General features: G+C 70.5%; 21 protein-coding genes and 1 rRNA gene. 18 read left to right on the top strand and 4 right to left on the bottom strand.

The annotated features are described in order from the left end of the window. Positions 1–111 precede the first annotated feature (111 nt). The 11 genes from ACZ56E_RS21970 to ACZ56E_RS21920 all read left to right on the top strand — a co-directional run bounded on the left by ACZ56E_RS21970 (position 112) and on the right by ACZ56E_RS21920 (position 12,311). A complete protein-coding gene (locus ACZ56E_RS21970) occupies positions 112–489 on the top strand; it encodes a hypothetical protein (RefSeq protein ID WP_471216475.1) in 378 nt (125 codons plus the stop codon). After that, positions 486–1,715 (top strand): putative T7SS-secreted protein, encoded by a 1,230-nt coding sequence (locus tag ACZ56E_RS21965; protein WP_471216473.1) that lies wholly within the window; start codon positions 486–488, stop codon positions 1,713–1,715. The genes ACZ56E_RS21970 and ACZ56E_RS21965 overlap by 4 nt, the downstream gene beginning before the upstream one ends. A gap of 27 nt (positions 1,716–1,742) precedes the next feature. Then, positions 1,743–2,429, top strand: a complete 687-nt coding sequence (locus tag ACZ56E_RS21960; protein WP_471216471.1) for a hypothetical protein — start codon at positions 1,743–1,745, stop codon at positions 2,427–2,429. Continuing rightward, positions 2,426–3,142 (top strand): hypothetical protein, encoded by a 717-nt coding sequence (locus ACZ56E_RS21955; protein ID WP_471216470.1) that lies wholly within the window; start codon positions 2,426–2,428, stop codon positions 3,140–3,142. The genes ACZ56E_RS21960 and ACZ56E_RS21955 overlap by 4 nt, the downstream gene beginning before the upstream one ends. Before the next feature lie 302 nt (positions 3,143–3,444). Beyond that, a complete protein-coding gene (locus tag ACZ56E_RS21950; RefSeq protein WP_471216468.1) occupies positions 3,445–4,860 on the top strand; it encodes a hypothetical protein in 1,416 nt (471 codons plus the stop codon). A 216-nt stretch (positions 4,861–5,076) separates the two neighbouring features. After that, positions 5,077–5,385, top strand: a complete 309-nt coding sequence (locus ACZ56E_RS21945; protein WP_055570172.1) for a hypothetical protein — start codon at positions 5,077–5,079, stop codon at positions 5,383–5,385. A gap of 206 nt (positions 5,386–5,591) precedes the next feature. After that, on the top strand, positions 5,592–6,434 hold the full coding sequence (locus ACZ56E_RS21940; protein WP_471216466.1) for a DUF8175 domain-containg protein: 843 nt from the start codon (positions 5,592–5,594) through the stop codon (positions 6,432–6,434). After that, positions 6,424–7,800, top strand: coding sequence for a hypothetical protein (locus tag ACZ56E_RS21935; RefSeq protein WP_471216464.1), 1,377 nt, complete (start codon positions 6,424–6,426; stop codon positions 7,798–7,800). The genes ACZ56E_RS21940 and ACZ56E_RS21935 overlap by 11 nt, the downstream gene beginning before the upstream one ends. After that, complete coding sequence (locus ACZ56E_RS21930; RefSeq protein ID WP_471216462.1) at positions 7,797–9,356, top strand: SCO6880 family protein; 1,560 nt, start codon at positions 7,797–7,799, stop codon at positions 9,354–9,356. Before ACZ56E_RS21935 ends, ACZ56E_RS21930 begins: the two co-directional genes overlap by 4 nt. 62 nt (positions 9,357–9,418) lie before the next feature. Beyond that, on the top strand, positions 9,419–10,819 hold the full coding sequence (locus tag ACZ56E_RS21925; RefSeq protein ID WP_468612567.1) for an ATP-binding protein: 1,401 nt from the start codon (positions 9,419–9,421) through the stop codon (positions 10,817–10,819). Then, positions 10,809–12,311: a type IV secretory system conjugative DNA transfer family protein gene (locus ACZ56E_RS21920; RefSeq protein ID WP_471216460.1), complete on the top strand. Its 1,503-nt coding sequence runs from the start codon at positions 10,809–10,811 to the stop codon at positions 12,309–12,311. The genes ACZ56E_RS21925 and ACZ56E_RS21920 overlap by 11 nt, the downstream gene beginning before the upstream one ends. Positions 12,312–12,331: 20 nt before the next feature. On the opposite strand, the gene ACZ56E_RS21915 is transcribed toward ACZ56E_RS21920, so the two are convergent. Continuing rightward, positions 12,332–13,108 carry an SDR family NAD(P)-dependent oxidoreductase gene (locus ACZ56E_RS21915; RefSeq protein ID WP_471216458.1) on the bottom strand — a complete coding sequence of 259 codons (777 nt, stop codon included), beginning with the start codon at positions 13,106–13,108 and terminating at the stop codon, positions 12,332–12,334. A gap of 112 nt (positions 13,109–13,220) precedes the next feature. Here ACZ56E_RS21915 and ACZ56E_RS21910 point away from each other — a divergent pair, with 112 nt between their 5' ends. Then, positions 13,221–14,153, top strand: a complete 933-nt coding sequence (locus ACZ56E_RS21910) for a helix-turn-helix transcriptional regulator (RefSeq protein ID WP_471216456.1) — start codon at positions 13,221–13,223, stop codon at positions 14,151–14,153. On the opposite strand, the gene ACZ56E_RS21905 is transcribed toward ACZ56E_RS21910, so the two are convergent. Continuing rightward, entirely contained in the window at positions 14,150–14,833 is a 684-nt protein-coding gene (locus tag ACZ56E_RS21905; RefSeq protein ID WP_471216454.1) for a TetR/AcrR family transcriptional regulator, read from the bottom strand. The two genes, ACZ56E_RS21910 and ACZ56E_RS21905, sit on opposite strands and share 4 nt — an antisense overlap. 67 nt (positions 14,834–14,900) lie before the next feature. On the opposite strand from ACZ56E_RS21905, the gene ACZ56E_RS21900 reads away from it, so the two are divergent. After that, a complete protein-coding gene (locus ACZ56E_RS21900; protein WP_471216452.1) occupies positions 14,901–16,427 on the top strand; it encodes an MFS transporter in 1,527 nt (508 codons plus the stop codon). Between the two features lie 63 nt (positions 16,428–16,490). Beyond that, positions 16,491–17,066, top strand: a complete 576-nt coding sequence (locus tag ACZ56E_RS21895) for an NADPH-dependent FMN reductase (protein ID WP_471216451.1) — start codon at positions 16,491–16,493, stop codon at positions 17,064–17,066. Between the two features lie 13 nt (positions 17,067–17,079). Here the strand turns inward: ACZ56E_RS21895 and ACZ56E_RS21890 are convergent, their stop codons facing one another. Further along, positions 17,080–17,673: a GNAT family N-acetyltransferase gene (locus ACZ56E_RS21890; RefSeq protein WP_471216450.1), complete on the bottom strand. Its 594-nt coding sequence runs from the start codon at positions 17,671–17,673 to the stop codon at positions 17,080–17,082. A gap of 137 nt (positions 17,674–17,810) precedes the next feature. Between ACZ56E_RS21890 and ACZ56E_RS21885 the strand changes: the two genes are divergently transcribed. The 4 genes from ACZ56E_RS21885 to ACZ56E_RS21870 are packed head-to-tail and all read left to right on the top strand — an operon-like array spanning position 17,811 to position 21,537. Further along, positions 17,811–18,788 (top strand): ATP-binding cassette domain-containing protein, encoded by a 978-nt coding sequence (locus tag ACZ56E_RS21885; RefSeq protein ID WP_471216449.1) that lies wholly within the window; start codon positions 17,811–17,813, stop codon positions 18,786–18,788. Then, positions 18,785–19,543, top strand: coding sequence for an ABC transporter permease (locus ACZ56E_RS21880; protein ID WP_471216448.1), 759 nt, complete (start codon positions 18,785–18,787; stop codon positions 19,541–19,543). The genes ACZ56E_RS21885 and ACZ56E_RS21880 overlap by 4 nt, the downstream gene beginning before the upstream one ends. Positions 19,544–19,600: 57 nt before the next feature. Next, on the top strand, positions 19,601–20,869 hold the full coding sequence (locus ACZ56E_RS21875; protein WP_471216447.1) for a sensor histidine kinase: 1,269 nt from the start codon (positions 19,601–19,603) through the stop codon (positions 20,867–20,869). Beyond that, the gene (locus ACZ56E_RS21870) at positions 20,866–21,537 is read left to right on the top strand and encodes a response regulator (RefSeq protein ID WP_471216445.1); all 672 of its coding nucleotides are present in this window, start codon (positions 20,866–20,868) and stop codon (positions 21,535–21,537) included. Before ACZ56E_RS21875 ends, ACZ56E_RS21870 begins: the two co-directional genes overlap by 4 nt. Before the next feature lie 58 nt (positions 21,538–21,595). Here the strand turns inward: ACZ56E_RS21870 and rrf are convergent. Then, a 5S ribosomal RNA gene (gene rrf, locus ACZ56E_RS21865) occupies positions 21,596–21,686 on the bottom strand; the annotation flags it as partial.

Raw genomic sequence — 21,686 nt, 5'->3', positions numbered from 1 at the left:
ATGGGCCCACCGACGTAGTCCGAAAGCCGGTCCGCCCCACGCCTGCCCCCTGCCACTTCGCACCCGCGAATCCTGCCGAAGTCCCGGCCCCCGCCCGTCACTGACGTCACGATGGACATCGAGCCCGAGACGACAGGTGACCGACCGAAGGCGGGGACAGCAGTGGCCGAGAAGCTCAGAGTCGACGCGGTCGAACTCGAACAGTTCATGAAGCTGCTCGACGGGTCCGTCACGTCCTTGAAGGGCCTGCGCGGCGCCCTGGCCGACGCGACGGTCGGCGGGCTGGGGACGGACGAGCTCGACAAGGCCTGCGAGGACTTCCAGGAGGACTGGAAGTACGGCGCGGAGCAGATCGGGGAGCAGACGGAGGATCTCTCCAAAATCATCGAGCAGAACAAGAACGCCTTCATGGAAGTCGAAGAGGCGCTGACCAAAGCCATGAACAAGGCCGGGAAGACCAAGAACGACACGGTGGAGATCCCGAAGTGACGAGCGCCGCCGCGTACCCGGACCTCGGCTTCGACCCCACGCCCGGCGACTGCGACACCGTAAAGGCCCTGTACAAGAAGTTGGACAGCTGCGTCACCGTCCTCCGTGACACCCGCAAGGTGGTCACCAAGCTGATGGACGGCAGTTACTGGGAGGGGGACGCGGCCGTAGCTTTCCGCGAGGCCATCGACGAGGGGCCGCTCTCCCTGAACCTCAAGAACGCCGCACGCTCCATCGAAAAGGCCGCAAAGCAGCTGGAGCGCTGGGAACGCGATCTCGACGACTTCCAGCGCCGGGCGAGGGAGCTGAACGGGAAGGCCAAGGACGCGCGAGAGGCGCTGAAGGCCGCGAAGGGGCACGCCGATACTGTCGGCGGCGATCCCGACCTGGACAAGAAGGGCAAGAAGCAGGACTACGCGAAGAAGGCCCTGAAGCTCGCCGACGGAAAGGTCGAGGACGCGCAGGCGGAGCTCGACCGGATTCTGGGCAGGGCGCGGAGTCTGCAGAGCGAGCACGGGGAGCGGTCGAAGTACCGCGCGGAAAAGATCCGCGACGCGACGGACAAACTGGCGCCGCACGAGCCGGGTTGGTTCGAGAAGGCGTGCGAGTGGGTCAAGGAGAATCTGCCGGACATTCTCAGCGCGGTCGCGGGGGTTCTGGCACTGGCAGCGATCATCGCCACCGGCCCGTTGGGGCTCGGGGTGGCGGCTGCGCTGATGCTGGCGGCGGCGGCCACGAGCGGTGTGGCGCTGGGGTTCCGGCTCTCGGAGCCGACGGTGCGGGCGTCCTTGCGGGACGGGTTCACCAAGGGCGAGTTCGACTCCGACTTCTTCGGTAATCTCGTTTCGGTCGGAGCCGACGCCGTAGGAGTGGTGCCCGGACTCGGGGCCGTCGTGAAGGGTGGCCGCACTGGCACGCAGGCGGTGCGGGCAGGAACTGGGGCCTTGAATCTCGGGCAGAAGATGGCCACCTACGGCACACACACCCTGGATGCGGGCAAGGACATCGCCCGGCTGGGAAATCCTTTGATCAACGCATTCGTCACCAGCGACGTGGCAGCTACCAACGTGGCCGCCACTTCAGGAGCTCTTGGAGCGGGGACCGCCGGCTACGGACTCATCGACGATGACGAAGGCAGGGCCGAGGCATCGACCAAGGTTGACGGAGGGCGTCTGCTGCTCGACTTGCCGGGCATTCCGACCATCGCACGTTTCGCCTTCTCTTAACCGTTCCCTGGAGAAAGAAGCGCCCCCATGAACCCTGCCGACTACCCCACCGCATGGCAGCATCCGCCGACCCGTCGCGCCTGGTTCCTGCTCATGGTCAAGAATGTGGCCGGACTCATCGGGTGGATCGGCGTCTGGATCGCACTCCTCGGGCTCTCCACCGAGAGTGACTGGGTGCTATGGATCTTTATCCCTTACACCATCTACGGCAGTTGGCGACTGTTCGTCCAGGTATTTGGCTACTTCCCCAACGCCATGCGCAAGCTCCGCGTCTTGCGCACATATCCGTGGCAGGTTCTCCGAGGAGTTCCGCACGGCCTGGACACCTGTCCCGATATTCAGGGTGATCAGTACGGTTGGTTCAAGTTCCCCAACCCCGCCCACCGCGAGCAGCAACTCCCGCTCGTCATCTCCAACCACCTCAGGGTGGGCTGGTGGCACCGCCGGATGGCACCCCGCGCCAAGCAGGAACTGAAGGCCCAGATCGAGACGATCTGGTTCGCCGGTGACCCCCGCATGATCGGCATCCTCGCCGCGCCGACACCGAGCGGTCAGGCGCCTCGCCGTTTCAAGATCCTCAGGCAGCGTCTTGCCGGGGCCGAGCACGCCCTCACCACCGAGTGGGGCGCCACCCCCGAGGATGTGCACCTCGGCCGTCAGGCCGGGTTCGCCCCCTACGTCGACCCGCGCAGGCCGAAGGCGAAGGCCCTGTGACCGCCACCAGGTTCATTCTCGATGCGTCGGCGCACAACCCTGACGCCGACATGTGGTTCGCCCAGCCCGAGGGCTTCACCACGATCCCCTTCCGTACGTTGCTGAATCCGCCGGGCTCCGCCGGAGCCGAGGCTCTGCGCGAGGCCCTCGCCCCCATCCTGGACTCCCTCAACGACGACCTCGCCCGCCAGCGGTTCCTGGCCCACCTCGGGCAGGGGCAGCACCTGCTGGCCGCTCTGGCCGAGGTCGGCACCACCCGCTGCGCCATCGGCCTGCACCGCGACGACATCTCCACCCCCGGCGAGGGCGGCGGAGGGTTTCTGTTCTCCCTCTTCACCGTGTCCTGGCGGGACATCGCCCCCGCCGCACCCGCCGTCACCGCCGCCAGGGCCGTCGCGGGTGCCGAGGGGCACACGAATGTCGAGTACCTCGAACTCCCCTGTGGCCCGGCATCCTTCAGTGAGACCGTCCGCACCCCGAACGCCGACTCCGGCCTCCCCCAGGACCCCGTACTCCAGGTCTTCGCCCACCTCCCGCACCCGGACGGCAAGCGCCTGGTGGTCCTGACGCTCGGCACCACCGCCGTACGCCGGCGCGCCGAGTACCGCAGCCTGCTCCACCAGATCGCCGAGAACGTCAGTTTCGAAGACCCCTTCCTCGAAATGGAGGCCCTCGCCGAAGCGGATGATGGCAGTCGACCCCCGCGCGGTTGACGCGTGTCCGACTTTCCCCGACCGTGAGGGAATTGGGCGCAATACGTCGCCCTGCATGCGGCGGCTGGGGGGAGCCGAAGATGCAACCTGGGGACAAGCACGACGCGGTACCGGGCGACGACGACCGAGTGACCGGCGCGTCTCAGCGAGGGCAGTTCGGGCCGCCGCCCTCCCATCCCACAGTCCCCCTGCCACCCCTCCCCCCAGGGCCACCCCCAGTAGCAGCCCCAGCTCCAGCAGCCCCCGACCCCCTCTCCACCGCCCTCCTCAACCTCAGTGGGCTCGGGATCGGGTACGTCCTGTTGAAGCGGTGGCTGTTGGCCGCGGTCTGTTGGGGCGCGACCGGCGCGCTGTTGTTCGTGGCGTTGCCCGCCGACGTGGACGGCGTCCCCGGCGGCGTCGTGATCGGGTACGTGGTCTTCCTGGTGATCGTGGCGGTCGACGGGGCGCGGCGCGCCGCAGGAGCTCCCGGAACCAGGCTGCGCCCGCTGCGCGCGCCCCTCGCCATCTCGCTCGGCGTCGTCCTGCTGGCCGTGCCCGTCGGCGGTGCCTTCGCGTACGAGGCCGCGCAGGACGAGGCCGTCGAGGAGATGCTGCTCGACCGCCTCGACAGGGCCGACCGTATCGTCGTCGGCCTCGACGGCCGCCCCTTCGGCGGCTCGACGGAGGAGCAGTACAGGAAGGCCCTCGGGATCTTCCGCGGGCTCGCCGAGGACCACCCCGGCTCGGACGCCGCCGACCGCCTGCCCGACAGCCTCGACGCCTACTACAAATCCGTCGCCGCCCCCTACGCCGCCGAGCGGTACTGCGACGCCGTCACCCCGCTCAAACACCTGCGGACCGTCCCCGGCACCCTCGGCACCGCCGGCGAGGACCGGCTCGGATCCCTCGCCGGCTGGCCCGACGACCGTCTCGCCACCTCGCTGTACGAGTGCGGGGCCGCCGCACTCGGCAAGGCCGACGCCAACGACCCGCTGAGCGAACTCCTCCGTACGTTCCCCGAGTCGGACCAGGCCGCCAAGGTCGAGCCCGCCCTGCGCGCCGCCATCGACAACCGGGCGGCCGCGCTCAAGGGCGCCGACCCCTGCCCCGGCGTCGTCGCGCTCCGCGCCCTCGGCGCGACCGCCGACGCCCTGCCCGGCGACACGGTCGACGCCGGCCCGCTGCGTGCCGCCACCGACCGCGCCGTGGAACGCGGCGTCTACGCCTGCGGTGTGGACGAGTTCAAGGACGCCGACTTCGCGCAGGCCGCCAAGACCCTGAACGACTTCGCCCGGCAGTACCCCGGCAACGACAAGCGGGACCGCGCCAAGGACATCGCCGTCCGCGCGGAGATCGCCGTCGAACGCCCGAGCGCGGGCCGCGGCCTGCCCCCCGCCCGCTCCTCCGGTGGCGGCACGGTCGAGCTGGTCGTCGCCAACCTCGGGCCCGGCGACCTCGAGGTCCTCTACACCGGCCCCACCACCGGCACCGTCAATCTCAAGGACTGCCCGTCGTGCCGCGTCTACGCCACCAAGTCCCAGGGCGACGCGGCCTGCCGAGCCGGCGTCGGGAAGTACCCCAAGACCACGCTCCGGCTGCCCGCAGGCGAGTACCACTTCCTCTACAAGCGGGCCACCGTACGCAATCGAGCCGACGGCGCGAAGCTCAGCACCGCCTACCGCTACACCGACTGCTCCTTCGTGACCCGCGGCACCGCCGGGCTCGGGCTTACTTAACACCTGGTCAGGGGCACGCCGGGCCGTCATTGCCCGGCGTCGTACCGCGTGATACACAGAGTCACCAGACCTCGCGTCCGAGGAAACGTACGAAGTCGGCCAACGAATGGCGCCAAGGCGACATGCGCGGACCCGTTTGTCGGCGACAATGAGCTGTCCTCTGCACCGAGGTGGGCAGAGGTGGCAGAACAACCCACTAGGGGCGGTGAGTTACACATGCTTATGGCAGCCGAAAAGGGCGATATCACCACCATCATCGGCGGGATCGCCCCCGACTGGGGTCCCTTCGGGAGCCTGGGCAACGAGGCACGCGTGATGATCGAGGTCGTGATGGCGATCGCCATCCTCCTCTGTCTCGGCATTGCGATCTGGGGCGCGGCGAAGCAGCGCATCGGCGCGACGGCGCTGCGCGACACGTTCAGCGCCGAGCAGGGCAAGGGCCTGATCATCGCGGGTCTGACCGGCGTCTTCATCATCGGATCGCTGGGCACACTGTTCACGATCGTCTACGGCATGGCGGTCTAGCGGTCCCACGCCGACCTCCGCCGTTCCCTCCCACGTCCCCCTCCCCCTGTCCCCCTTCTCCCCCACCCGTCCGTCGTGCCCACCGGCTGAGGTAGCAACTCCCTGATGTCGAGTCACCACACCGCGCCCGCGCGGGAACCAGCAGGGCTACCGTCATACGTGTCCTACGTGACGGTCCAGCGAGAGGTTGAGGGGGCGTACTCGGCATGAGCCTCGACGACGAGCGGGACGACGGCCTCTTCGGCGGCTCGGGTGAGACCCGGACACGGCTTCCCGAGGGGGAGGGCGGGGGCGACGACGTCTACGGGGCGCGCAGATCCACCCGGCCCGGGCGGACGTCCCCGCGCAGCCTCGTCACGGTCGTGGGCGTCGTGGTCCTCCTGATCGCGGCGATCGCCTTCGCGAACCGGGGAGGGGACGACACGTCTGCGACGGGCACGGACGCGAAGAAGCCGGACGCGGCGGCAACGGCCCCTACGGGGGAGAAGCCGGTCGGGGACAAGAGCGGAGGGATCCCTTCGGGGTTCGCCCGTGACGAGCAGGGGGCGCAGTCCGCAGCGGCGAATTACGCGGCTGCGCTGGGTTCTGACGGCATGTTCAACACTGCGCGTCGGCACGAGATCGTGAAGGCTATTGCTACCCCCAGCTCACTGGACAAGCTGCAGCGCGGTTTCGATGCCGACTACTCGCAGGCCTTCCTGAAGCGGATCGGGCTGAAGGAGGACGGCAGCGCGCCGGCAGGCAGCACATTCGTGAACCGCACGCTGCCCACAGGAACCAAGGTCAAAGACTTCAGCCAGGGCAGCACCACTGTCGAGGTCTGGTGCAGCGGGCTGTTCGGGCTCACCGGCGAGAACACCACCAATCCGGTGACGGGCAGCTGGTTCACCGTGACCATGGAGCTGGCCTGGAGCAACGGCGACTGGAAGGTTGTCAAGTCTCATCAGGAGGCCGGGCCCACCCCTGTGAGTGGCGACAACCCCATCTCCGGTGCCGAGGAGATCGGCAAGGCGGTCAAGGAGTTCGGAGGGTTCACGTATGCCCGGTAGTCCACGCCGCGCACTACGACTAACCGCTGTCGTCGCGGCCACACAGACAGCAGTAGTCCTCCTGAGCACGCGCGCCTTCGCCGCTCCGGAACCGAAGGATCCGGACGACCCGTGCAGTCTGATCGCCGGCCCCGCCAAAAAGTACTGCGAAAAAGGCCAGAAAGCCGAAGACAGCGGCGACGACAGCAAATACCCCACCGATAGTCCCTTCGGCGACTCCCCCGACCCCCTGAGCTCCCTGGCCAAGGGCTGTGCCGAAGCCGCGTCCTGGACCGTCGACAAGCTGTCCGACGCCGTGAAGGAGACGGCGAACGTCGACTTCACGAACCCCACGTTCCTCCAGCAGTACGCCGTCGTGTTCGCCGCGTCGACCATCCTGACCCTGCTCCTGTGGCTGCTCGCGGTCGCCAAGCGCGCCGTGCGCGGCGTCCCGCTGACCACCGCGATCTCCGAGGCCATCGGATTCCTGTGGCTCACCGTGCTTGCCTCCGCCTTCACGCCCCTGATCCTGTACACCGTCGTCTCGGCGACGGACGGCGTCACGGACGTGATCGCGAAGGCGACGGGCGGTGAGACGGACACCTTCTTCGGGAACTTCTCCGGTGCCCTGAAGAAGGGCGAGGACATCGGCGGCGGCCCGATCATGCTGATCGTCGTCTCGCTCGTGTCGATCCTCGCCGCGGGCGTCCTCTGGCTGGAGCTCGTGATCAGGGCGGCGCTCCTCTACGTAGGAGCGCTCCTCGGCACCGTCGTGTACGCCGGCCTCGTCGACAAAAACCTGTGGTCCCACGTCCGCCGCTGGGCGGGCATCATGATCGCCGTCATCCTCGTCAAACCGATCATCGTCATCGTGCTCGGCCTCGCCGGAGCGCTCTCCGCCGACGACGGGCCCGACTCCTTCTCCGCGGTCGTCTCCGGGCTGTCGATCATCCTGCTCGCCATCTTCGCGAGCGCCATGATCTACCGCTTCGTCCCCGGCTTCGGCGACGAGATCGCGGGCTCCCGCAACAACCGCATCATGCGCGGCGCCGAGAACAAGGCCGCCGCCGTGATCAGCTCCCCCGCCTCCCTCGTCTCGCAGGGCATCAAGACCCACAGTGCCCGCGGCAATGGGAACAGTGGAGGGGGCGGCCAGGGCAACAGCCAGGCGCGGCCCGCCAATCCCGCGAGCAGCGGCGTCGCCGCCCACAGCGGCCGCGGCTCCGGCCACGGCGCCGGCCCTGGATCCGGCGGCGGATCCGTCCCCTCCGCCGCCCCCGCGCCACGCAGCAGCAGCGCGACGAACACGCCGCACGCGGGCAACCGCGGCGGGTCCCGCAACATCAGCAACAGCAGTACCAACCGCACGGGAGGTGAAGGGCGTTGACGACCCAGTCCCACGTGTCCCAGCCGGTCGCGCCCCGCCGCACATATCTGATCGGCCGCGCCCGGCCGAACGCGATCGTCGGCAAGAACCGCGAGACGGGGGAGATCGCCCTCATCATCGTGGGGGCGTTCCTCGGCATGATGTGCGGACTCCTCGTCCCCGTCCTCTCCCTGCGCATCGTGCTGCTCACCGGCCTCCCGATGCTCGCCATCGCGGCGGTGTACGTCCCGTACAAGGGCCGGACGTTCTACAAGTGGTACGAGATCAACCGCAGTTACAAGCGCTCCCTGAAGCGCGGCACCGCCTACCGCTCCGCCGCGCCCGAGGCAGGCATCCGGCTGGACGGCAGGGAGGTCGAGGTCGGGCCGCCGCCCGGCATCGGCCGCATCAGCTGGCTGGCCGCGCCCTTCGGTCCGGACGAGATCGCCGTGCTGCTGCACGCGGACCGCCGCACCGTCACCGCCGCCATCGAGATCGAGGGCCCCGGTGTGGGTCTTCGCGACTCCGAGGACCAGGAGGCCCTCGTCGACCGGTTCGGGACGCTGCTCAAGCACGTCGCGAACGGCGACGGGTTCGTCACCCGCCTCCAGATGCTCGCCCGTACGCTGCCCGCCGACCCGGACGCGCACGCCAAGGACGTCAGCCAGCGCGGCGACGACCGTGCGCTGCCCTGGCTCAAGCAGTCGTACGACCAACTCCAGTCGATGGTGTCGACCAGCAGCGAGCAGCACCGCGCCTACCTCGTCGCCTGCATGCACTACTCCCGCGACCTGGCCGCCGAGGCGCAGGCGATGGCCCGCGCGGCCCGTCCGGTCGGCGGCAGGAAGCTCGACAAGGACGCCGGGCTCGCCGTCGTCATGGCCCGCGAGCTGACCGACATCTGTTCGCGGCTGCAGGAGGCCGACATCCGGGTCAGGCAGCCGCTCGGCCAGGGCCGGCTCGCCTCCCTCGTCCACTCCATGTACGACCCGGACCACCCCATCGACCACATCCAGGCGATGACGAAGCGCAACGCCTGGCCCGCCGAGCTCGACGCCATGGAGGCCACCTACCTCCAGGCGAAGACCCGCGAGTCCTCCACCCGCGCCCCCTGGTGCCACGCCACGGCCTGGGTGAAGGAGTGGCCGATGACGCCCGTCGGCGTCAACTTCCTCGCGCCGCTGCTCGTCCACACCCCGGACGTCATCCGCACGGTGGCCGTCACGATGGACCTCGAACCCACCGAGGTCGCCATCGAGCGGATGCTGACCGAGAAGACCAACGACGAGGCCGAGGCCAGCCGCCAGGCCAAGATGAACCGCACGGTCGACCCCCGTGACATCGCCTCGCACTCCCGCCTCGACCAGCGCGGCGAGGACCTGGCGAGCGGCGCGGCGGGCGTGAACCTCGTCGGGTACATCACGGTCTCGTCCCGTTCCCCGGAGGCCCTGGCGCGCGACAAGCGCACCATCCGCGCCTCCGCCGGCAAGTCGTATCTGAAGCTGGAGTGGTGCGACCGCGAGCACCACAGGGCCTTCGTCAACACGCTGCCGTTCGCGACCGGCATCCGACGCTAGAGCGCAAGAGTGCGAGCGCGCCATTGCGCTTGACGGTATCGACGTAGAGGCAGGCTGTTGTGATGCGGGATCCGCTGACCGTCCTCACGGACGCCTTCACCTCCTTCCTCTTCGGGAAGGTGGAGACGACCAGGCTTCCGGTGCGTACGTCGACGGGGCAGGCCCAGGCGGTCTACCTGCCGACGGCCGCGCCGGGCCTCGGCGACTCGGGCGTGATCATCGGGCGCGAGGTGTACTCCGGCAAGGGGTACATCTACGACCCCTTCCAGCTGTACGGGCAGCAGCTGCCGGCTCCGCACTGGCTGGTGCTCGGCGAGTCCGGCAACGGCAAGTCGGCGCTGGAGAAGACGTACGTCCTGCGGCAGCTGCGCTTCAAGGACCGCCAGGTCGTGGTCCTCGACGCACAGGGTGAGGACGGCGTCGGCGAGTGGAACCTCATCGCGCAGGAGCTGGGGATAACTCCCATCCGGCTCGACCCGACCGCCGCCCTCGACATGGGCATCCGGCTGAACCCGCTCGACCCCGCGATCACGACCACGGGCCAGCTCGCGCTGCTCCGGACCATCATCGAGGTCGCCATGGGGCACGGGCTCGACGAGCGGTCGGGCTTCGCGCTCAAGGTCGCGCACGCGTACGTGAACGAGACGATCGTCGACCGGCAGCCGGTCCTCACCGACATCGTCGAGCAGCTGCGCCACCCGGAGCCCGAGTCCGCCGAGGCGATGAACGTCGCCATAGACGACGTACGGGCGTGGGGTCTGGACGTGGCGCTGGTCCTCGACCGGCTGGTCGACGGTGACCTGCGGGGCATGTTCGACGGCCCGACGACCGTCGGCGTCGACCTCGACGCTCCCCTGACCGTCTTCGACCTCTCCCACATCGACCGGAACTCCATCGCCATGCCGATCCTGATGGCGATCGTCGGCGTCTGGCTCGAGCACACGTGGATCCGGCCCGACCGCAAGAAGCGCATCTTCCTGGTGGAGGAGGCGTGGCACATCATCAACTCGCCGTTCGTGGCACAGCTCTTCCAGCGGCTGCTGAAGTTCGGGCGGCGGCTCGGTCTGTCGTTCGTGGCGGTGGTGCACCACCTGAGCGACGTGGTGGACGGCGCGGCGGCCAAGGAGGCCGCGGCGATCCTGAAGATGGCCTCCACCCGGACCATCTACGCCCAGAAGGCCGACGAGGCGCGGGCCACGGGCCGGGTCCTCGGGCTGCCCAGGTGGGCGGTGGAGATCATCCCCACCCTCACCCCCGGCATCGCGGTCTGGGACGTCAACGGCAACGTCCAGGTCGTCAAACACCTGATCACCGAGACGGAACGGCCGCTGGTCTTCACCGACCGCGCCATGACCGAATCGTCGGCCGACCTCCCCGACGACACACCGGCCGACGACGCGCTGCGGGCGGCCGAGCTGGAGGCGGAGGAGCGGGCGGCGTACATGGAGCAGCATGCGGGATGAGTGGGAGGACCGTCGCAGGCGCCCCGAACGGGGCGTTCCGGACGGCCTGTTGGTGGGCTTCCTCGCCCTGCTGATCGGCGCCACGGTGCTCGTCTGGTCGGCCACGAACCTCGCGGGCCGCTTCGCGCACGGCTCCTGGCCGGAGGGCATCTCCTTCGGCCATACGCCTCCGGCGGTACGCCATCTGATCGGTGACCCCCAGGACGTGGCGGGCGCCTGGCCCCAGACCCCACCGGACCAGCTTTCGGGCTACGGCCTGTTCTGGGGCCTGTTCATCGGCCAGCTGATGATCCTCGTCGTGCTGACCGTCTTCGTGCTGGGGACGGTGACGCGGTGGCGGGCGGTACGGAGGGCGCAGCGGGGTGCGGTGGGGGCGGCGGCCGGGCCGGATGCCGGAGGCGCGGAGCCGGAGGTAGAGAGGGCGGGTGGGCGGGAAAACCGCGCCGAAGGCGCGGTGAACAGCACCCCGGCGCCGGGCACGGAGCACGAGGCACCCCGCGCCGGAGGCGCGGAGAACGTCGCCCCGGTGCCTCCGGTGACACCCCCCGTCCCCACCCCCCGTACGCCCCTGATCCTGGGCAGCCCCACGACCCGCCGCCCCCTCGCCGTGCAGGCCGTCCAGGACGCCGAGGGCGCGGCCCTGGTCCTGACCTCCGACCCCACCCTGTGGGCCGAGACGAAGGACGCCCGGGCCAAGCTCGGCCCCGTCCTGCTCTACGACCCCTCCCACCTCTGCGACACCCCGGCCCGCCTCCACTGGTCCCCCCTCTCGGGCTGCCAGGACAAGGCGACGGCGCACGACCGCGCCACCGCGCTCCTCGCCCCGATAAGGCCGGCCGCGAAGCTGGACGTCGCGGTCGCGGACACGGCTCAGACGCTGATGCGCAGCTTTCTGCACGCCGCCGCGGTGGCGGACAAGCCGATGAAGATCGTGCACCGGTGGGCGCAGGGCACGCAGGTCCAGGAGGCGGTACGTATCCTCCGTACCCACCCCAAGGCCGCGTCCGGCACCGCCGGTGAGCTGGAGGCCGCCCTCACCGCCCATCCCGAACGGCGCGACATCGCCCAGGAGTTGACCGCCCGAGCCCTCTCGGCCCTCTTCACGGTCCACGTCCGCGAGTCCTGCACACCAAACCGAACTGATGCGCTCTCCCTGGATTCCTTCGTCGATGAAGGGGGCACGCTTTTTGTGGTGGGTGAGGCGATCGAGGATCCCAAGTCCCGCCAGGGCCCGGGTGCCATGCCCCTGTTGACGGCACTCGCCTCCAGCGTGGTCGAGCACGGCCGGCGCATGGCCGCACGGTCATCCTCCGGTCGGCTCGACCCACCAATGACGCTCGTCCTGGACGACGTCGCCGCGGTGGCTCCGCTGCCCCAGCTGCCGGAGCTGCTCTCCACCGGGGCGGACCGGGGTCTGCCGACCCTGGCTCTGCTCCGGTCCCGGGAGCAGGGCAGATCCCGCTGGCCGGACAGCGAGCTGCCGGTCCAGTAGGGCCGCCCGACGCCCCCATCTCAGCGCTTCCCGCCGTCCACATCCAGCGTCGTCCCCGTGGTGAACGAGTTCTCCATCAGGTACGCCGCCGCGTGCGCGACCTCCTCCGCCGTGCCGGGGCGCCCCACCGGCAGGCGCCCCGCGATCTCGTCGCGGTAGGCGCGGTGTTCGGCGGGGCTCATCAGGTGTGCGTGCGTGTCGGTGGGGCCGGGCGCGACCGCGTTGACGCGGAGCGGCGCGAGCTCCATGGCGAGGGACTTCACGGCGGCCTCGACCGCTCCGTTGACGGCGGCGAAGGCGAAGTAGCCCGGGTCGGCCTTCCGGTAGAGGTACCCGGAGACGAGCGTGACCGACCCCGACCCCGACCCCGACCTCGGACCCGACCCCGGCCCCGGACCGGAATCCGCCCCCCGCCCCGTCGCCATGTACGGCAGCGCCGCCCGCAGGCACCGGTACTGCCCCCACCACTTGACCTCGAAGAACTGCCGTACCTCCGCCTCGGTGAGCTCTTCGAAGGGCGCGATGACGCTGCCGGACGCGCAGGTGAAGAGGTGGTCGATGGTGCCGACCGACGCCATGGCCTCCTCGACCGCGTCGCCGTCGGTGACGTCGAGCACGCGGAACTCGGCGCCGGATCCGGTCAGTCCGGCGATGCGCTCGGCGTGCGGGCGCACCACGTCCGCGCTGCGGTCGGTGAGGACGACGCGTGCGCCGCGCCGCGCGACGAGCTCGGCGGTGGCAAGGCCGATACCGCTGCCCGCGCCGGTGATCACGACGGTGCTTCCGGCGAGATCCATATGAACCACGCTCCCTTACTTCCTTTGATTCCCAAGCCCGTGCGGCCAGTCATCGCTAGTCTCACAGCGGGAAGCCGCTCCAACCTTGGAAATGCCGGTGCATAATCGTGCGATGCACGATGACGCACAGGGTCCGGATTCCGGCTGCCGGTGCACCGACACCGCCCAGGCGCCCTGCGCCGAAGGGCTGAGCCGCTACCGGGCCGCCGTCGTCAAGGGCTGCCTGCCGCGGGCGACGGCGCCCCACTGCCTCGTACACCTCGGTCTGCTGACGCCACCGCCGGACGACCCCGAGGTCCTCGTGCCGGTGTCGCCGAACGTCGCCGAGTCGGAGATCCTCCATCCCGTACGGGAGTTGCTGGACGCCCAGCGGGACCGGCTGCGCTCGATCAGTGCCGGGTTCTCCCCGGTCCACGCGATCTACCGGGCGGCCCGCCGCGAGTCCCAGGACTGGCTGACGGTCGTCGACGGCGCGGACGCCGTCCCCGTACTTCTGGAGCAGGCCGTGCGGGGCTGCCGCGCGGAGCTCATGGCCGTCCAGCCGGCCGGCGGGGCCCCGGTCCCGGCCGGCGTCACGCACCGGGCCCTCTTCCCGCACGCGGCCCGTACGCACGCCGCGCACTGGCGGCGGATCCAGGACATCGAGCGGGCGGGCGGCAACGTGCGCACCCTGCAGCAGCTGACCGGCCGCCTGCTCCTGTGCGACCGCAGCGTCGCCTACCTAGTCGACCAGGGCGTCGTGGAGATCCGGCAGCCCGCCGTCGTCGCGCACCTCGCCGCGGTCTTCGACGACGCGTGGGAGCGGGCCAGGCCGGTGGCCGAGCCGGCCGCCGCCCGCGTACGGGAGCCGCTGATCGTCGACGAGGTCCGCCGCGCGGTCATGAGGCTGCTGGTCTCGGGCCTCACGGACGACGCGGTCGCACGCCGCCTCGGGGTGTCACGGCGTACGGTGGCGGGCCATGTGGCCGCGATCTCCCGCGACTTGGGCTCGCAGTCCCGGGCACAGCTCGGCTACCTCATCGCCCGGTCGGAACCGGACCTTTAGGCTCCGCCCGGCTCCTTCCCCCCGTACAGCCGCAGAAAGATCCCGACCCCTTCCCGCACGAGTTCCTCGGCCTCTTCACGCGCCAGAGGCAGCGCCCCGAAGTACGTCTCGGTCGTCACGCTGCCGCCCACCAGGAACGCGTAATGGCGCGCCGCCTTGCGCGCGTTCGTCTCGTCGACGGCGAGCAGGCCCTGCCGCCCCAGTTCGAGCAGCCAGTGCCCCAGCTTCTCCTGGGACGCCCGCGGCCCGATCCGCTGCCACTCCTCCAGGACGTCCGCGGGCAGCCGTCCGCCCTCGGGGATGATCTGCCGTACGACGGAGAAGTGCCCGGAGTGCTCCTCGCTCTGCATCACCCATTCACGGGCCAGGTCGAGAAGGTCCTCCTCGACGTCGCGGACCTTGCGCAGGTGCTTCTCGAAGAGCACCTCCGCGGCCGCCGTCACCGAGGCGGCGCTCTCCAGCAGGACGGCGCGGAAGAGGCCCTCCTTGTCGCCGAAGTGGTTGTAGATGGTGCGGGTGGAGACGCCGGCCTCCGCGGCGATGGCGTCGATGCTCGCCCGCGTGTACCCCTCGCGCCCGAAGACCGTGCGGGCGCCGCTCGTGATGGCCCGGCGCTTCTCCACCATCCCTTTGCGCAGGGGCTTGTGCCCCTCCGTGTCCTGTTCCGTACCGCTCGCCATCTCAGCTCTCCCAGGAAAATTACAATGACCGTTGTAATTACTACAACGCACGTTGTACTTTACTCGCATGCCTCCCGAGTCCGCTCCGCAGGCCCCGCAGCCCGTCCGCAGGGGCCGACCCGTCCTGACCCTCCTCGTCGTCCTGCTCGGCATGTTCACGCTGCCGATGGCGATGTCCGGGACCACCGTGGCCCTGCCCCGCATCGGCTCCGACCTCGGCGCGTCCGGCGCGTCCCTCCAGTGGGTGGTCGTCGGCTACTTCCTCGCCGCCTCCTCCTTCATGCTCGTCGTGGGCTCGCTCGGCGACATCTTCGGCCGCCGCCGCGTCCTCACCGCAGGCGCCGCGCTCTACACAGCCGGCACGCTCGCCTCCGCCCTCGCCCACCACATCCTGCTCCTGGACGCCGCCCGGCTGCTCTCGGGCATGGGCGCCGCGGGAGTCATGGCGAGCGGCGGCTCCCTGCTCGCCGCCACCTTCACCGGGCCTGCCCGGACCAGGGCGTTCGCCGCGCTCGGCACCACGGCGGGCATCGGTCTCGCCATCGGCCCCACCTTCGCAGGACGGCTGGTCGACGGCCTCGGCTGGCGCCCCACGTTCCTCGTCTTCGCCATCGGCGGCGGCCTCGTCCTCACCGGCACGCGCTTCCTCACCGAGTCCCGCGCCGATGTCCCGCCGCACGTCGACAAGGCCGGTGCCGCCACCTTCATCGGCGGCCTCTCCTTGACCCTGTTCGCCATCACGCAGGGCTCCAAGTCCGGCTGGCTCGCCGTCGGTTCGCTCCTGCCGCTCACCGTCGGCCTGGCGCTGCTCGGCACCTTCGCAGGCGTCGAGAAGCGCCTCGCCGCGACCGGCGGACAGCCCATCCTCGACCTCTCGCTGGCCCGCGACCCCGCCTTCCTCGGCTGGTCCCTCGGCTCCTTCGGGCTCGCGGCGGGCACCACCGGCGCCCTGGTCTTCCTGCCCACCTACCTCCAGGGCACCAGCGGCACCACGGCGAGCGAGGCGGGCCTGATCCTGCTCCTGATGACCGTGCCCGTCCTCGTCCTGCCCCCGCTCGGCGCCCGCCTGGTCAACCGCGGCGTACCCGCCCGCCGGCTGCTCGTCCTCTCCCTGCTCCTGATCGCCGCGGGCAACGCCTGGCTGACCACCCTGCACCCCGGCATCCCCGCGGCCGCGCTCGCCGGTCCCCTGTCGACCATCGGCGTCGGCCAAGGCCTGTCCCTCGGCATCATCGACGCCCAGGCGCTCGGCATGGTCGAGCCCGCGAAGGTCGGCATGGCGTCGGGCTTCCTCAACACCGTCCGGGGCGGCACCGGTGCCGTCATGCTCACCCTCTTCGGCGCCCTGCTGCTCGCCCTCGTGGAGGCCCGGGTCGGTTCGGCGGAGCTCGCGGGCCGCGTCACGGCCGGTGCAGTCGGCCACGCCGACGCGTTCACCGAGGCCTGGCGCATCACCCTCTGGACCGTGGCGAGCGTCGTCGTCGGACTCACGCTCCTGGTCCACCGGTTGCTGCGGCCGCGTACGACGAAAGCGGAAATTCTGGCCAGCACGTCACCGGGCCTGCCCGAGCCCACTGCTGTCCAAGCGCGCTGAAGCACCCCAGCACACAGCACCCAGCAATCGAACCCCGTCACCGTCACGTCAAGGAGTACCCCCATGTCCAACACCCCCCTGCGCCTCGCCGTCATCGTCGGCTCCACCCGCGACGGCCGCTTCGGACCCACCGTCGGCGCCTGGTTCACCGACCTCGCAGGACGGCACACCGGCTTCACGCTGGACGTCATCGACGTCGCCGACCTGGAGCTGCCATCGGCCCACCCGGACTGGGGCACCGAGCGCCCCCCAGCCCTCACCGCCCTCGCAGAGCGGGTCGACGCCGCCGACGCGTACGTGGTGATCACCCCGGAGTACAACCACAGCTTCCCGGCGGCCCTGAAGCACTTCATCGACCTGCACCGCACCGAGTGGGAGGCCAAGCCCGTCGCCTTCGTCTCGTACGGCGGCCACGGCGGGGGCCTGCGGGCCGTGGAGCAGCTCCGCCTCGTCTTCGCCGAGCTGCACTGCGTGACCGTCCGCGAGGTCGTCAGCTTCCACAACGCCTGGGACCACTTCGCGGAGGGTGGCCCGGCGCACGCGGAGGACGGCGCGGTCGGCGCCGCCAAGGTGATGCTGGACCAGCTGGCCTGGTGGGCGAAGGCCCTGCGGACGGCCCGCACGGAGAACCCGTACTAGGGCCTGCCCTGCGTCATTGGGCCCTGCCCTGCGTCGCCTGCCTCTCAGGCCGCTCCAGCACCAGCTCGTACTCCCGCGCGGAGGGGTCGCCCGGCACCGGGACGACCCCTCCGCTGCGTACGAAACCGAACCGCCGGTAGAACGCCTGCGCCCGCGCATTGTCCTCATGGACATACAGCCGCACCCGGTCGAGCCCCTCCAGCGACCACGCCCACCCGACAGCCGCATCGAACAGCGCGTCCGTCACCCCGCGCCCGCGCCCCCGGTGCTCGGGCCGCACGAAGACCGCCACGAGATGCGCCTGCCGCCGCTCGATCGCCCCGCCGAAGACATCGTCCGCCCCGGCCTCCTCGACCAGCACGGTCACCGACCCCGCCCACACGCCGTGCGGCCCCTCCGCCACGAACTGCCGCACGCGCTCCCCGCGCGCGGCCCTCGCCGCCCGCCCCTGCCAGAACGAGTCCGGCTGCGCGGCGGCGTCCTCGTACGTCTCCAGAAAGGCGACCGGCGCCGCCGGATCCCGCAGCGCCGCCAGCCGCAACTCCCTGACCTGCGGCCACTCTTCGGCATGGACGGCTCGTACGACGTACACGCACTCCTGCTCCATGCGGTGATCCTAAGACGGCAGCCGGCGCGGCCCGGGGTTCCCTCGGGGTCACCGTCGTACCCGGGTACTACCGCCGGCCCGCTCTTCCCGCCCCAGGTCCGACGATCCGCGCCCCCACGAGCGGCAGCATCGAAGACATGATCAGGGCATACGGACTCACCAAACATTACGGCGGCAGGCCCGCCAAGAAAGCCGTCGACGACCTCAGCTTCGAGGTCCACCCGGGCACCGTCACCGGCTTCCTCGGCCCCAACGGCGCGGGCAAGTCCACCACCATGCGGATGCTCCTCGGCCTCGACACCCCGACCCGCGGCCGCGCCACCATAGGCGACCGCGCCTACGCCGCCCACCCCGCGCCCCTGCACGAAGTGGGCGCCCTCCTCGAAGCACGCTCCGTCCACCCGGGCCGCTCCGCCTACCACCACCTCATGGCGCTCGCCCACACCCACTCCATCCCGAAGAGCCGCGTCGACACGGTCCTCGAACTGGCCGGAATCCACGAGGTCGCCCGCAAGCGCGTCAAGGGCTTCTCCCTCGGCATGGGCCAGCGCCTCGGCATCGCGGCGGCCCTCCTCGGCGACCCGGCCACGGTCATCCTCGACGAGCCGGTCAACGGCCTCGACCCCGAGGGCGTCCTGTGGATCCGCAACCTCCTCAAGTCCCTTGCCGCCGAGGGCCGCACGGTCCTCGTCTCCTCCCACCTGATGAGGGAGATGGCGCTGACCGCCGAGCACCTCGTCATCATCGGCCGCGGCAGGCTCCTCGCCGACACCACCGTCGAACGCTTCGTACGCGAGTCGGGCACCGGCGCCGTCAAGGTCGTCACCCCCGAGGCCGGCCGGCTGACCGAGCTGCTCGCGGGCCCGGACGTACGGATCTCCGGTGACGCGCCCGGCACCCTCGACGTCCGCGGCACGGACGCCGAGCACATCGGCCGCACCGCCGCCGCGCACGGCATCCCGCTCTTCGAACTCACCCCGCAGGCCGCTTCGTTGGAGCAGGCCTTCATGGACCTCACCCGGGACTCGGTCGAGTACGTCACCCCGACGGACCCGAATCCGGGCTCGAACCCGGACCCATATGCCTCCCGTCGACCGGAAGGAGCGGCGGCATGAGCGCCCTCACCGCAAAAGGAATCGTCCGCTCGGAGTGGCACAAGCTGTGGACGCTCCGCTCCACCTGGATCACGCTGCTCACCGCGAGCGCGCTCGTCATCGCCGTCGGCATCACGATGGGCTCCACCTACGACGGTGACGACGCCGAGATCGACACCGTCGTGTTCACCCTCTTCGGCACCCAGCTCTCCCAGATCTGCCTCGCCGTCCTCGGCATCCTCGTCACCGCGGGCGAGTACTCGACGGGCCTGATCCGCGCATCGCTCGCGGCCGTCCCGAGCCGCCTGCCGGTCCTGTGGTCCAAGGCCGGCCTCTTCACGGCCGTCGCGTTCACGGTGTGCTTCGTGACGAACGTCGGCACGTTCCTCCTCGCCCAGATCTGGCTCTCCGGCACCGACAAGGAGCTCTCCCTCACCGACCCGGGCGTGCTCGGCGCCCTCGCGTCCAGCGCCGCGGCCGTCACCCTGCTCAGCCTCGTCGCGCTCGGCCTCGGCGCCCTGTTCCGCTCGGTGCCCGGCGCGATCGGCGCGTTCGTCGGTGCGGTCCTGATCCTGCCCGAGGTCCTGTCGATGGTGCCGTTCAGCGCCGTGGACACCGCCATGAAGTACTTCCCCGCCCAGGCGGCGAGCGCCCTCGGTTCGGTGTCCCGGGTCGAGAACACGATCGCGCCGGGCACGGCCCTGATCACGCTCGCCCTCTGGTCGGCGGCGGTCATCGCCGCGGCATCCGTACTGCTCAAGCGACGCGACGTCTGACCTTCGTACGCCCACGTATGACGTCCCTACGAACGCCTGTTGTACGAGGATGAGGCCGTGACCGAGCCGCCCAGCACGCCGACCACCGAGCCACGCACCGCCCCGCATCCGCTGACCCTGCTCCTCCAGCGTGCGACGCAGCGGGTGCGCGCCTTCGACAGGCGCCGCCCGCTCGTCTGGGACCTGCTGGTCACCGGCTTCTTCGTGAGCGCCGCCCTCGTGGACGCCGGCGGCGGCTGGCGCAACACCGCGCCCGTCACGACCGTGCCGGGCTGGCTCGTCTTCCTGCTCAGCACCGCGCTGTCGCTGCCGCTGCTGTGGCGCCGACGCCACCCGATGGCGGTCCTCGCCGTCATGGTGGCCGCGAGCCTGGTCAGCAGCTGGACCGGCGCGATGCTCCAGGCCTCGCTGATCCAGATGATCGTGCTGTTCAGCATCGCGATGTGGCTGCCTCTGAAGACGCTCGGCAGGGCGGGCCTCATGATGACGGCCCCGCTCGTCGTGGGCAGCGTCCGCTTCCCGGAGGGCAGTTGGGACCAGCAGATCATCCCGTACGTATGGGCGTACGCCCTGGTCGCTCTGCTCGGCATCGCGGTTCGCTCCCGCCAGGATTACACCGAGGCCCTCGTCGAGCGCGCCCGCCGGCTGGAGGTCGAGCGCGACCAGCAGGCCCAGCTGGCCGCCGCCGCCGAACGCACCCGCATCGCACGCGAGATGCACGACATCATCGGCCACAACCTCTCCGTCATCACGGGCCTCGCGGACGGCGGTTCGTACGCCGCCGCCAAGTCCCCCGAGCGCGCGGCCCAGGCCCTCGAAGCCATCGGCACCACCAGCCGCCAGGCCCTCGGCGAACTCCGCCGCCTCCTGGACGTCCTCCGCGACGACGCCCCCGCCACGGCCGAACTCGCCCCGCAGCCCGCCCTCACCGACCTGGCCCAGCTCATCGACGGCGTACGTGCCGCGGGCCTCCCGGTGCGCAGTACCGTGCACGGCCGCGCGGACGCGGTCCCCGCGGGCCGCCAACTCACCGTCTACCGGGTGGTGCAGGAAGCCCTCACCAACACCCTGAAGCACGCCGGCCCCGGCGCGACAGCCACTGTCGACGTTGACTACGGCGAGGACGGGGTGACGGTGGAGGTCACGGACACGGGGCTGGGCGAGGGGGCGAGCGGCAGCCCGCCCGCCGCAGGCGGCCGCGGCCTGACCGGAATGCGCGAGCGAACGGCCTTGTACGACGGCACACTTGAGGCGGGGCCGCTGCCTCACCCGTCGGGCGGCTGGCGGGTCCGTCTCCACCTCCCGAAGGACAGCGAAACACTGTGACGACCGTGCTCATCGTCGATGACCAGCCCATGCAGCGCTTCGGTTTCCGCATGCTCCTGGAGAGCCAGGACGACATGACGGTGGCGGGAGAGGCCGGCAACGGCAGCGAAGCGGTCCGTATGACGGCCGAACTCCATCCGGACGTCGTCCTGATGGACATCCGCATGCCGGGCCTGGACGGTATCGAGGCGACGCGCCGCATCGTCGCGGCGGGCGCCCGGACACGCGTCCTGATCCTCACGACCTTCGACCTCGACGAGTACGCGTATGCGGGGCTGCGCGCGGGCGCGTCCGGTTTCCTCATCAAGGACGCGCTGCCCGAGGAACTCCTCTCCGGGATACGCGCGGTGGCCTCGGGCGACGCGGTGGTGGCCCCGAGCCTGACCCGCCGGCTCCTCGACGCGTACGCGGACCAGCTCCCGGCGACCGGCGCCACTCCGGCGGACCTGGCGGACGATCCGCGCCTGAGTGCCCTCACCGACCGCGAACGCGAAATCCTGACGGTGATCGGCCAGGGCTGGACGAACACGGAGATCGCCTCGCGCCTGCATCTCGCGGAATCCACGGTGAAGACACACGTGGGCCGCATTCTCGCGAAGACGGGAGCGAGGGACAGGGTGCAGGCGGTCATTCTGGCGTACGACACGAAACTGGTGAGCCCGTCGTAAAGGCCCAGAACGCAGAAAACCCCCGCACCGAATGGTGCGGGGGTTTTCTCTACGATTAGTTCGGCGGCGTCCTACTCTCCCACAGGGTCCCCCCTGCAGTACCATCGGCGCTATGAGGCTTAGCTTCCGGGTTCGGAATGTAACCGGGC

The sequence above is a fragment of the Streptomyces sp. NPDC039480 genome (assembly GCF_055597165.1).
Note: the sequence above shows the minus strand (reverse complement) of the source record. Positions and strands in the feature narration are given on the sequence as shown.